A 12,251-nucleotide genomic window follows, 5' to 3' on the forward strand; every position below is an offset into this window, starting at 1 on the left:
GCTATAATGCCAAAGGAACGTAAAGGAAGGTGAATACAATGACAAAATTTAACCAATTTGGATTGAATGATAACTTAATCCAAGCATTAGATGACATAGGATTTAAAGAAGCAACAGAAGTACAAGAGACATTGATTCCAGTGATTAATAAAGGAAAAAGTGTTGTTGGACAATCGCAAACAGGTTCAGGCAAGACACACACATTTTTATTACCACTGATGAATAAAATTGACGCAAAAAAAGAAGAAGTTCAAGTCATTATCACAGCACCAAGTCGTGAGTTGGCTGAACAAATCTATCAAGCAGCCAGTCAATTGGCTAGTCACTATGATGATGAATTACGTGTTAGTAACTATGTGGGTGGAACAGACAAAAAACGCCAAGTGGACAAATTAGCGAACCAACAACCTCATGTTGTAATTGGAACACCAGGTCGTATTTTAGATTTAATTGAAAGTGGTGCGCTAAAAACACATACAGCATTTGCTTTTGTTGTCGATGAAGCAGATATGACACTTGACATGGGATTTTTAGAAGATGTCGACAAGATTGCCGCAACGTTACCTGGAAATTTACAAATGTTAGTCTTTTCAGCAACGATTCCAGTGAAATTAAAACCATTCTTGAAAAAATACATGGATAATCCTGTTGTTGAACATATCAAACCAACATCTGTTATTTCTGATACGATTGACAACTGGGTTATTTCAACAAAAAGTAAAGACGTGGAACAAGTCGTCTATGATTTATTAACGATTGGTCACCCATTTTTAGCGATGGTATTTGCGAATACCAAACAAAAAGTGGATGAAATCACTGATTTCTTAAAAGAAAAAGGCTTGAAAGTAGCAAAAATTCATGGGGATATCCCACCGCGTGAACGTAAACGTGTGATGAAAAGCATTCAAAACTTAGATTATCAATTTGTGGTCGCGACAGATTTAGCTGCTAGAGGGATTGATATAGAGGGAGTTTCTCATGTCATTAACGCTGAAATTCCAAAAGATTTAGAATTCTTTATTCACCGCGTGGGTCGTACTGGGCGTAATGGACTTCCAGGTATCGCCATCACGTTATATGAGCCAAAAGATGAAGCAGCATTGGCTGAATTAGAAAAACTGGGCATTAAATTTGAACCAAAGGCTATCAAAAAAGGGGAAATTGTGGATCATTATGATCGCAATCGTCGTGAACAACGTTCACGTACGCAAAAACAATTAGACCCAACGATGATTGGTATGGTGAAAAAACAGAAGAAAAAAGTGAAACCAGGTTACAAGAAAAAAATTCGTTATGCGATTGCTGATGACCAAAAACAAAAACGTAAAATTGAGCAACGTCAATCAAATAGAAGTAAACGTAAAGCAAGAAAACAAGATTTTTAAGCAAAAAAAAAACGACGGGGAATTTTCCCGTCGTTTTTTTATGTTAGTCTTCTTTTACTAAAAGGATACCAGAACTTGTTCCAAGTCTGTCAGCACCCATTTCAATCATGGTGAAGGCATCTTCTTTAGAACGAACCCCACCAGAAGCTTTAACGAATGCATTGTCTTTAACGGTATCTTTCATTAATTTCACATCTTCAGGTGTTGCCCCACCAGTTGAGAATCCAGTTGATGTTTTAACGAAATCGGCATTTGCTGCAACAGATAACTCACATGCTTTAACGATTTCTTCATCCGTTAAAAGACATGTTTCAATAATGACTTTTACAATGGCTTTTGGATGACTTGCTTCAACCACTGCTGCAATGTCTTTTTCTACGATATCATATTCTTTATTTTTTAAAGCACCGATATTAATCACCATATCAATTTCTTCAGCACCATTTTCAATAGCATTTGTTGTTTCAAATACTTTTGTTTCTGTTGTGTTTGCCCCTAGAGGGAACCCAATAACTGTACACACTTTTGCTTTTGCATCGGCCAAAATATCCGCTGCATAGCTTACCCAGAAAGGATTAACACAAACTGAGGCGAAGTCGTATTCTGCGGCTTCCTCGCATAGTGTTTTGATTTGCTCTCTTGTGGCATCTGGTTTTAATAACGTGTGATCGACATATTTTGCTAAATTCATAAAATTAGCTCCTTCAAATAATATTTGTAAACGCTACTGTATTACTACTACACCATTTTACAATGATTGCTAAAGAATAGCAATGCCAACTCTTCAGTCAAAAAGTTAAAAGAGGTTGAATAAAAAAGTTGACAGAAAAAAATTGGTTTGTTATTATATGCCTTATAAATCATTGCTTTGAAAAGAAGAGTATATTTTTGGATTGTATAAAGAGACCTCGGATGGTGAAAAAGAGGAACAAGAAGGAAATAGAAGATGGTCTTTGAGCATAAAAATATGAGCGTGTACCGCTAGTATTTTTCGGGAGTTCCCGTTACCGGACAACAGTATTAAAAGCAATTGGCTTGCGTACTGGGTAAGGTTATTATCGTGAGGTAATAATGAAAAAAGGTGGTAACACGAAACAATGCTTTCGTCCTTTGTTTACTTGTGTAAAGTAGATAAAGGACGGAAGCTTTTTTTGTTATCAAATATAGGAGGCATCATTGTGAGTGATATAGAATTAATTGATGTATGTAAGACGTATAAAACCAAGAAACAAACCGTTGAAGCAGTAAAAGACGTTAATTTATCAATAAGAAGTGGCGATATTTTTGGAGTGATTGGTTTTTCTGGAGCAGGGAAAAGCACACTGATTCGCTTATTAAATTTATTAGAATCGCCAACTAGTGGTGTGATTGAAGTCGATGGAGAAGATATTACCAAACTAAAAGGAAAAAAATTAAGAGAGTATCGTCAAGAGGTTGGCATGATATTCCAACATTTTAATCTTTTATGGTCAAGGACAGTGTTAGACAATGTTTTATTACCGTTAGAATTTAGCCATGTGCCAAAAGCTGAACGCGAAGAAAAAGCACGTGAATTGATTAAGTTAGTGGGACTTGAAGGACGTGAACATGCCTATCCGAGTCAACTATCAGGTGGTCAAAAACAACGTGTGGGAATCGCTAGAGCCTTAACAAATGATCCACAGATTTTATTATGTGATGAAGCAACGAGCGCTCTTGACCCACAAACAACAGAAGAAGTATTAGACTTGTTATTGGATATTAATAAACAATTGGGCTTGACTATTGTGTTAATCACTCATGAGATGAATGTGATTCGCAAAATCTGTAATAAAGTAGCGGTAATGGAGACAGGACGTGTGATTGAAACAGGCGACACATTATCCGTCTTTAGACACCCAGAACATGAGGTGACAGCACGATTTATCAAGCAAGATAATCAAGAAGATAGTGAAGAAAACGAAGAAGCCATTCAATACTTACTCAAAAATTATCCTGAAGGAATTCTCGTTCGCTTGATATTTGAAGGGGATAAAGCAAAAGAAACCGTCATTTCACAAGTGATTCATGAGTACCAAATCAATGTGAATATTTTACAAGCTAGTCTGAGACAAGCAAAACAATCTTCATTTGGAACGATGCTTGTTCAGTTGACAGGAGACGAGGCAACACTTTCTGAAAGTTTAATCTTTTTCGAGCAACATGGCGTAGGAGTTGAGGTGATATAACATGGATAAAGGATTAATAGAAACATATTTTAATTTTAGTGAAATTAATACAACAGACTTTATTAAAGCAACAAAAGAAACGCTGTATATGACGTTTGTCTCTACTTTTTTTGTGGTGATTATCGGATTAGTTATTGGGTTAATGCTTTATTATTTTGGTAAAAGCACGAAACCAGTTGGCAAAACGCTTTATGGAATTGTCTCAATCATTAGTAACACGTTTCGTTCGATTCCATTTATTATCTTAATTATTTTGTTATTTCCAATAACGAAAGCCTTGATAGGAACGATGTTAGGACCAACTGCTGCTTTACCAGCGTTGATTATTTCAGCAGCGCCATTTTATGCGCGTCTAGTTGACATTGCTTTTCGTGAAGTGGATCCAGGTGTTTTAGAAGCCAGTGAAGCAATGGGTGCAACGCAACTGCAAATTATTTTTAAAGTGTTAATTCCTGAAAGTATCCCAGCCCTAATCTCAGGTATAACGGTTACAACGATTACGATGATTGGCTTTACGGCAATGGCTGGGGCAATTGGGGCAGGTGGACTTGGTTCTCTTGCTTATCAAGGTGGGTTTATGGGAAACAAACACACTATTATTATGGTCGCAACGGTTTTAATTCTAGTCATTGTATTTATTCTACAATGGTTGGGTGATTTATTAGTAAAATTAACAGACAAACGAAGTTAACTGATTAGGGGGAAAAGAAAATGAAGAAAACATGGATTAAATTTGGTGTCACAGCATTGGCTGTATTGGCATTAGTCGGTTGTGGGAACAATAGCAGTAAAGAAGACACATCAAAAAGTGGGTCAAAAGATGACAAAGTGATTAAAGTTGGCGCATCTCCAACACCACATGCTGAAATTTTAGAAGAAGTCAAACCACTTTTAAAGGAAAAAGGGTATGATTTAGAAATCGTGACATTCCAAGATTACATCTTACCAAATAAAGCATTAGCAGAAAAAGAAATTGATGCGAATTATTTCCAACATATTCCGTATTTTAATAAAGAAGTAAAAGAAAAAGGCTATGATTTTGCGAATGCTGGAGCGATCCATTTAGAAAAAATGGCGTTATACTCTCAAAAAATTAAAGACATTAAAGAGTTAGAAGACGGTGCAACAATTCTTGTCAGCAATTCTCAAACTGACTGGGGTCGTGTGATTGGAATGCTTCAAGAAGCAGGACTAGTAAAAGTAAAAGATGGGGTTGATTTAACAACCGCAACGTTTGATGATATCTCAGAAAACCCTAAAAAATTAGTCTTTAAATATGATATTGACCCAGCAATGATGGCGACGACTTATCAAAATAAAGAGGGTGATTTAGTTGCCATTAATGCTAACTTTGCTGAAGGGATTGGATTAAATCCTGAAAAAGATGGGATTTTAGTTGAAGATAATAATTCACCATATGCTAATATCATTGCTGTAAGATCTGAAGACAAAGATTCAGAAAAAACGAAAGCCCTTGTTGAAGCATTACATGATCAAAAAATAGTTGATTTTGTTAATGATAAATGGAAAGGGACGATTACAATCGTCAATCAATAATCATAAAAGTATGAGTTGAAATCATGTGATCTCAATTCATACTTTTTTTCTATTTTAAGGCATTTGATTAACTGATAATAGTTCAAACTTGAAATCATATCCTATTTATTATACGATAAAATTAAGGAAGTAGTGTTAAAGAAAATTAAAGTGAGGTGGAAATGGAATATGTCAATCATAACATTATGGAATCGTTCATATAACGAAATAAAAAATGAAAAGAGGTAGATTATGGATATTTTATTAGCTTTAGGGTTAATTATTTTATTTACAAAAATTGCGGATAGTGTTGCTATAAAACTTGGACTGCCGTCAGTCGTCGGGAGCTTGATAGTGGGGATATTGGTAGGACCATCTGTTTTTAACATCATACAAAGTAATGATTCAATCGAGTTGTTATCACACTTAGGGGTTATTCTATTAATGTTTATTGCGGGTGTGGAAAGTGATTTAAAAATATTAAAAAAATATTTTAAACCATCACTCATAACCGGTCTTCTAGGGGTTTTAGTCCCATTCTTTGTTTTTTTCTTCGCTTCAAGGTCATTTAGTTATTCTCAAGACACATCACTGTTTATCGGCCTAATCTTCGGAGCGACTTCACTCAGTATTGCCATTCAAGTATTAAAAGAATTAAATTTCATTCAAACAAAAGAAGGGTCTATTATTATTGGCTCATCCATTCTGGACGATATTATTGTCGTTATCTTACTAAATCTTGTATTGAATTTAGTAAACCCCAATACAACTACTGCAGACGTCTTACCGTTTCTATTTAAAAATGTGTTGTTCTTCCTATTTGTTTACATCTTCGGAAAATTTATTTTACCAATTATTCTTAAAGTATTATCCTACTTTGTGGTTCCCGAAAGAGATGTCGCATTTTCATTGATTATGGTCTTTTTACTTAGCTTTTTAGCTGATTGGATTGGCATGTCAGATATTATTGGTGCGTTCTTTGCCGGCATTTTAATTTCTCAAACACCATTTGCTGAATACGTTGAAAGAAAAGTAACCAGCATCACATCTGCCTTGTTTGCCCCAATCTTTTTTGTGAGTATTGGATTGAAACTTGTGGTAGATGGATTAAACGAAAATATTTTACTGATTGTAGTCTTTAGTATTCTTGCTATTCTTACCAAATTTATTGGTGGTTTCTTAGGTGGAAAAATCGAAAAATTTGATAATCATAGCAGTGCGATTATTGGTGCAAGTTTAATCTCTCGTGGAGAAATGGCTTTAATTTTAATTTCTTTAGGTCTGGAAAAAGGGTTCATTGACCAGGGAATGTACGCATCCTTAGTTCTTGTGATTATTTTTACCACAGTTATCGCCCCAATATTGTTGAAATTTGCGATTTCATCTGGTAGTGAATCAAAAGAAATCACAGAAAAACCAGTACATGAATCATAGAAAAAGAAAAATGTAGACAATATTGTCTGCATTTTTTTGTTATTTGATAGAAATATTAAATGAGAGTGATTATTAACTGGCTTTTTTCAAGAATACACTTAATTTAAATACTTTTAAATTGAAGTCCATTCTCAATTAGGTTAAAATTAGAAAAGAGTTAATTTTTATTAAAGTAATAATTTGGAGGGAAAAACATGTCCGTTTTAGAAATAAAGGATTTGCATGTATCAATCGAAGAAAAAGAAATACTAAAAGGTGTTAATTTAACCATGAAAACGGGTGAAATTCATGCCATCATGGGACCAAACGGAACAGGTAAATCAACATTATCTGCTGCGATTATGGGAAATCCAAATTATACGGTCACTAAAGGTGAAATTCTTTTAGACGGTGAAGATGTATTAGAAATGGAAGTTGACGAGCGTGCACGTGCTGGTCTATTTTTAGCGGTTCAATACCCAAGTGAAATTCCAGGGATTACAAACGCTGAATTTATGCGTGCAGCAATGAACGCTAAACGTGCTGAAGATGATAAAATTTCAGTAATGGACTTTTTAGATAAATTAGATGACAAAATGGCGTTATTAGATATGCCAGAAGAAATGGCTGAACGTTACTTAAACGAAGGATTCTCTGGCGGAGAGAAAAAACGTAATGAAATTCTTCAATTATTAATGTTAGAACCAACATTTGCGATTTTAGATGAAATCGACTCAGGTCTTGATATTGATGCCTTACAAGTTGTATCAAAAGGAATTAACGAAATGCGTGGCGATAACTTTGGTTCACTTATCATCACTCACTACCAACGTCTACTTAACTATATCGTGCCAGATGTGGTTCATATTATGATGGATGGCCGTGTGGTTATGACAGGAAATGCTGATTTAGCGAAACGTCTTGAAGAAGAAGGATACAAAGGAATCAGTGAAGAATTAGGAATTGATTACGAAGAAAACGAAGAATAATGAAGGAGACAAGATAAATGAAATCTGCAAATGTAACTGATTATCTTGACGACGTGACATTATTTTCAGCTAGTCAGGAAGAACCACAATGGATGTTAGAACGTCGTAAAAAAGCATTAAATCAAATCGACGATTTAGAATTACCAGCAATTGAGCGAGTGAAATACCATCGTTGGCCTTTAATGAATGTTGGTGACTTAAACAATGAAGTGATAAATGAAGAAATCTTGCCTTCTTTTACAGAACTAGAAGACAATCCATTAATCATTCAAGGACGTACAACGACTTATTTTGAACAAATGCCAGTCGAATTAGCTGAGCAAGGCGTGATTTTTACTGATATTTTTACCGCAATGAAAGAGCACAGTGAGTTAGTTGAGAAATATTTCATGACTAAAGCGATACCAAGTGATGAAGATAAATTAACTGCGTTCCATACAGCCTTTTTAAACGGTGGGGTATTTTTATACGTGCCAAAAAATGTGGTTGTAAAAGACGCATTTGAATCATTATTTTATCACCAATTAAACGACAGTAGTGCGATGGTGAAACATGTACTTATCGTGGCTGATGACAACAGTGAGTTAACATACTTGGAGAGATTCCAATCAGTTGGTGAAACAGCTGAAAAGTTAGCCGCAAATATTGTGGTTGAAGTGATTGCTAGACCAGGAGCAAAAGTAAAATTTGCTGCCATTGACCGTCTAGGTAAAGAAGTTAACACATATTTAAATCGTCGCGGTTATATTATGCGTGACGCAAGTGTAGATTGGGCGTTAGGGTTAATGAGTGATGGCAATGTTGTCGCTGATTTTGACTCAGAACTTGTGGGCGAAGGCTCTCATGCTGAAGTGAAAGTTGTGGCCATCGCAACAGGTCGTCAAATTCAAGGAATTGATACACGTGTGACAAATAGAGCGTCACATTCAATTGGTCACATCTTACAACATGGTGTGATTCGTGAGAAAAGTACGTTAACCTTTAACGGAATTGGTCACATCATCAAAGGAGCAAAAGGCGCAGATGCACAACAAGAAAGTCGTGTGCTAATGTTATCTGATAAAGCGCGTGGTGACGCAAACCCAATTTTATTAATTGATGAATTTGAAGTAACGGCAGGACACGCAGCAAGTGCTGGTCGTCTTGACCCAGAAGAATTATATTATTTAATGAGTAGAGGACTTCCTCAAAAAGAAGCAGAAAGATTGGTAACACGTGGATTCTTAGGGTCTGTGATTACGTCAATCCCTGTTAAATCTGTTCAAGAGGAGTTTGTTCAAGTCATTGATAGAAAGCTGGCTGATTAAATGAATGTATCTAAACGCAAACAAGATTTTCCAATCCTTTTTCAACAAGTCAATGATGAGCCACTTGTCTATTTAGACAACGCCGCATCAACACATGTACCAACTCCTGTCATCAATGATTTGGTTACGTATATGCAAACCAGTCATGCAAATGTGCATCGTGGTGTGCATACATTAGCTGAACGCGCGACAAGTCAATATGAAGCAGCGCGAGAAACCGTGCGAGCATTTATTGATGCGAGTAGTGTAAAAGAAGTGTTGTTTACACGTGGGACGACAACTGGATTAAACTGGGTGGCACGTTCACTTGGGGAGTTGGTTGTTGAGCCTGGTGATAAAATTGTGATTAGTCGCATGGAACATCATTCAAATATTGTGCCGTGGCAAGAATTAGCCAAACGCAAACAAGCTGAACTCATCTACATTGATTTGACTGAAGATGGTGAGTTGGATATGACTGATGCGAAAGAAAAAATCGTGTCAGGTGTGAAAATTGTGTCTATTGCCCATGCATCGAATGTATTAGGTGTGGTCAATCCTGTCAAAGACTTAGCGAAACTGGCTCATGAAGTCGGTGCTGTGATGGTTGTTGACGGTGCGCAATCAACGCCGCATATGACAGTCTCTGTGCAAGAGTTGGATTGTGATTTTTATGCCTTTAGTGGACATAAAATGTGTGCGCCAACTGGTATTGGTGTGTTGTATGGCAAACAAACTTGGCTTGAAAAAATGTCCCCCATCGAGTTTGGTGGTGAGATGATTGATTTTGTCTATGATGATTACAGCACATGGGCAGAGTTGCCATATAAGTTTGAAGCCGGTACACCGAATATTTCTGGTGCGATAGCATTAGCAAGTGCGATAAATTATTTGGAAGAGATTGGTTTAGATACGATTACAAAACATGAACAAGAATTAGTCGAGTATGTGTTGCCAAAATTACTAGCGATTGATGGGTTTGAGTTATATGGGCCAAGAGATGCGAGTAAACATACTGGTGTGATTGCCTTTAACATTAAAGGCGTGCATCCGCATGATTTGGCAACTGCATTAGATATGCAAGGTGTGGCGATTCGAGCGGGACATCATTGCGCTCAGCCATTACTTCGCTATTTGGATGTTCATTCAACAGCAAGAGCAAGTTTTTATTTTTACAATACAAAAGAAGATGCTGATTCATTAGTTGAATCAATCATCGCAGCAAAGGAGTTTTTCTCAGATGGCTTTATCTAGATTAGATAATCTTTATCGACAAGTAATTTTAGATCATACCAATCACCCGCACAACAAAGGGGTATTGGACGAAGTGACTAGTCAAATTGAACTGAATAACCCAACGTGTGGGGATGTGATTCAATTACAACTTGTGATGAAAGATGGGGTAATTGATGATATCGCCTTTGACGGTCATGGTTGTTCGATTAGTATGGCAAGTGCTAGTATGATGACAGACGCGGTAAAAGGAAAAACGGAAAAAGAAGCCATTGAAATCATTGCGGACTTTTTAGAGTTGGTGCAAGGTGAGAACATTGGCGAGAAGAAAAAAGTCTTGAAAGATGCTCAAATATTAGGTGGCGTGGCAAAATTTCCTGCGAGGATAAAATGTGCAACGCTAGCGTGGAAAGCATTAGAGCGTGGGATTATTGAAGAAAATCAAACGGTTGTAACCGAAGAATTACATAGTGAAGAATAAGGAGTGTGACCCAAGTGAGTGAGGTACCACAATTAGAAGAATATAAATTTGGTTTTCATGACGATGTGCAACCGATCTATACAACAGGTGAAGGATTAACAGAAGAAATCGTTCGTGCGATTTCAGCTAAAAAAGAAGAACCAGAATGGATGCTTGAGTTTCGTTTGAAATCACTCGAAGCCTTCCACAAAATGCCAATGCAAACATGGGGACCAGATTTATCTGACATGGACTTTGATAAGATTAACTATTATCAAAAACCAAGTGATAAACCAGCCCGTGATTGGGATGATGTGCCAGATAAAATCAAAGAAACCTTTGAACGTATCGGGATTCCAGAAGCAGAACGTAAATACCTAGCTGGAGCAAGTGCCCAGTATGAATCAGAAGTGGTGTATCACAATATGAAAGAAGAATTCCAAAAATTGGGAATCGTCTTTACCGATACAGATACGGCATTAAAAGAGTACCCAGATTTATTTAAACAATATTTCGCCTCTTTAGTGCCACCAACTGATAATAAATTAGCAGCATTAAACTCGGCAGTATGGTCAGGTGGAACATTTATTTATGTACCAAAAGGTGTTCGAGTAGATGTGCCACTACAAACTTACTTCCGTATTAACGCTGAAAATACTGGACAGTTCGAGCGTACGTTGATTATTGTTGATGAAGGCGCAAGCGTGCATTATGTGGAAGGATGTACGGCACCAACTTATTCAAGCAATAGTTTGCATGCGGCAATTGTTGAAATCTTTACCTTAAAAGATGCGTATTGCCGTTACACAACCATCCAAAACTGGTCTGACAACGTGTATAATTTAGTAACAAAACGTGCTCGTGCAGATCAAGGTGCAACAGTGGAATGGATTGATGGAAACTTAGGTGCTAAAACAACAATGAAATACCCAAGTGTTTATCTTGAAGGAGAAGGCGCGCGTGGAACCATGTTATCTGTTGCGTTTGCTGGAGCGAATCAAATTCAAGATACTGGAGCAAAAATGATTCACAACGCACCAAACACATCAAGCTCGATTGTTTCTAAATCAATCGCTAAAGATGGTGGAGAAGTAAACTATCGTGGACAAGTGACGTTCGCTAAACAAAGTGAAGGATCGATTTCACATATTGAGTGTGACACGATTATTATGGATGAGTTATCAAAAAGTGATACCATTCCATTTAACGAAATCCACAATAGTCACGTGGCATTGGAACATGAAGCCAAAGTATCAAAAATCTCTGAAGAACAACTTTACTACTTGATGAGCCGTGGCTTGTCAGAAGAAGAAGCGACAGAGATGATTGTTATGGGATTTGTGGAACCATTTACGAAAGAATTACCAATGGAATATGCTGTTGAATTAAATAGACTGATTTCTTATGAGATGGAAGGGTCTGTGGGTTAATAAATTTAAAGAGTACCAAAACATTGAATTAACAATGTTTTGGGCTCTTTTATTAATGACTTTAGTCAGTTGAGCACGAAATCGTGCGAAACAGAAAAACCACGCGTATTGCGCGTGGAAGAAATAGCTTTAGCGTTAAGAAACTCCTTTCGATATACTAAAAAGTGGCTACCAACCGCAATAAGGGCTCTTTGTCAAATAGGACTGATGAGTTAAATCTATAAGATGATGAATTTGAGAGTAATCTCAGATTTATCATCTTTTTTAGTTATTTAATTTTTATAAGACCGTTTATCAAGAAAATTCTTATTC

At 36.6% G+C, this 12,251-nt stretch carries 11 protein-coding genes and 1 other annotated feature; of the genes, 10 read left to right on the forward strand and 1 reads right to left on the reverse strand.

The genetic code is table 11. The features are described 5' to 3' along the window. Positions 1–38 precede the first annotated feature (38 nt). Complete coding sequence (locus CBF36_RS08530) at positions 39–1,385, forward strand: DEAD/DEAH box helicase (RefSeq protein WP_125958032.1); 1,347 nt, start codon at positions 39–41, stop codon at positions 1,383–1,385. A gap of 43 nt (positions 1,386–1,428) precedes the next feature. On the opposite strand, the gene deoC is transcribed toward CBF36_RS08530, so the two are convergent. Further along, positions 1,429–2,076 carry a deoxyribose-phosphate aldolase gene (gene deoC, locus CBF36_RS08535; protein WP_125958033.1) on the reverse strand — a complete coding sequence of 216 codons (648 nt, stop codon included), beginning with the start codon at positions 2,074–2,076 and terminating at the stop codon, positions 1,429–1,431. Between the two features lie 168 nt (positions 2,077–2,244). Next, positions 2,245–2,499: a binding site (T-box leader), on the forward strand. Positions 2,500–2,563: 64 nt separating this feature from the next. Here deoC and CBF36_RS08540 point away from each other — a divergent pair. The 9 genes from CBF36_RS08540 to sufB all read left to right on the forward strand — a co-directional run bounded on the left by CBF36_RS08540 (position 2,564) and on the right by sufB (position 11,939). Next, positions 2,564–3,592 (forward strand): methionine ABC transporter ATP-binding protein, encoded by a 1,029-nt coding sequence (locus tag CBF36_RS08540; protein ID WP_125958034.1) that lies wholly within the window; start codon positions 2,564–2,566, stop codon positions 3,590–3,592. A 1-nt stretch (position 3,593) separates the two neighbouring features. Then, entirely contained in the window at positions 3,594–4,283 is a 690-nt protein-coding gene (locus tag CBF36_RS08545; protein ID WP_125958035.1) for a methionine ABC transporter permease, read from the forward strand. 20 nt (positions 4,284–4,303) lie between these two features. Then, entirely contained in the window at positions 4,304–5,149 is an 846-nt protein-coding gene (locus tag CBF36_RS08550) for a MetQ/NlpA family ABC transporter substrate-binding protein (RefSeq protein WP_125958036.1), read from the forward strand. 231 nt (positions 5,150–5,380) lie between these two features. Next, the gene (locus CBF36_RS08555; RefSeq protein ID WP_125958037.1) at positions 5,381–6,562 is read left to right on the forward strand and encodes a cation:proton antiporter; all 1,182 of its coding nucleotides are present in this window, start codon (positions 5,381–5,383) and stop codon (positions 6,560–6,562) included. Positions 6,563–6,756: 194 nt separating this feature from the next. Next, positions 6,757–7,530, forward strand: a complete 774-nt coding sequence (sufC, locus tag CBF36_RS08560; protein WP_125958038.1) for a Fe-S cluster assembly ATPase SufC — start codon at positions 6,757–6,759, stop codon at positions 7,528–7,530. 17 nt (positions 7,531–7,547) lie between these two features. After that, positions 7,548–8,837 carry a Fe-S cluster assembly protein SufD gene (gene sufD / locus CBF36_RS08565; RefSeq protein ID WP_125958039.1) on the forward strand — a complete coding sequence of 430 codons (1,290 nt, stop codon included), beginning with the start codon at positions 7,548–7,550 and terminating at the stop codon, positions 8,835–8,837. After that, a complete protein-coding gene (locus CBF36_RS08570) occupies positions 8,838–10,070 on the forward strand; it encodes a cysteine desulfurase (protein WP_125958040.1) in 1,233 nt (410 codons plus the stop codon). Beyond that, the gene (gene sufU / locus CBF36_RS08575; protein ID WP_125958041.1) at positions 10,057–10,530 is read left to right on the forward strand and encodes a Fe-S cluster assembly sulfur transfer protein SufU; all 474 of its coding nucleotides are present in this window, start codon (positions 10,057–10,059) and stop codon (positions 10,528–10,530) included. The genes CBF36_RS08570 and sufU overlap by 14 nt, the downstream gene beginning before the upstream one ends. 14 nt (positions 10,531–10,544) lie before the next feature. Continuing rightward, on the forward strand, positions 10,545–11,939 hold the full coding sequence (gene sufB / locus CBF36_RS08580; protein ID WP_125958042.1) for a Fe-S cluster assembly protein SufB: 1,395 nt from the start codon (positions 10,545–10,547) through the stop codon (positions 11,937–11,939). The last annotated feature ends 312 nt before the right edge of the window (positions 11,940–12,251 follow it).

It is taken from the genome of Vagococcus bubulae, assembly GCF_003950315.1.
In the GTDB taxonomy this organism is placed as follows: Bacteria; Bacillota; Bacilli; order Lactobacillales; family Vagococcaceae; genus Vagococcus; species Vagococcus bubulae.

What these genes read in the sequence shown, in the direction of transcription:
- CBF36_RS08530 (WP_125958032.1), top strand. Translation starts at nt 39, where the DNA reads ATGACAAAATTTAACCAATTTGGATTGAATGATAACTTAATCCAAGCA.
- deoC (WP_125958033.1), bottom strand. Translation starts at nt 2,076, where the DNA reads ATGAATTTAGCAAAATATGTCGATCACACGTTATTAAAACCAGATGCC.
- CBF36_RS08545 (WP_125958035.1), top strand. Translation starts at nt 3,594, where the DNA reads ATGGATAAAGGATTAATAGAAACATATTTTAATTTTAGTGAAATTAAT.
- CBF36_RS08550 (WP_125958036.1), top strand. Translation starts at nt 4,304, where the DNA reads ATGAAGAAAACATGGATTAAATTTGGTGTCACAGCATTGGCTGTATTG.
- CBF36_RS08555 (WP_125958037.1), top strand. Translation starts at nt 5,381, where the DNA reads ATGGATATTTTATTAGCTTTAGGGTTAATTATTTTATTTACAAAAATT.
- sufC (WP_125958038.1), top strand. Translation starts at nt 6,757, where the DNA reads ATGTCCGTTTTAGAAATAAAGGATTTGCATGTATCAATCGAAGAAAAA.
- sufD (WP_125958039.1), top strand. Translation starts at nt 7,548, where the DNA reads ATGAAATCTGCAAATGTAACTGATTATCTTGACGACGTGACATTATTT.
- CBF36_RS08570 (WP_125958040.1), top strand. Translation starts at nt 8,838, where the DNA reads ATGAATGTATCTAAACGCAAACAAGATTTTCCAATCCTTTTTCAACAA.
- sufU (WP_125958041.1), top strand. Translation starts at nt 10,057, where the DNA reads ATGGCTTTATCTAGATTAGATAATCTTTATCGACAAGTAATTTTAGAT.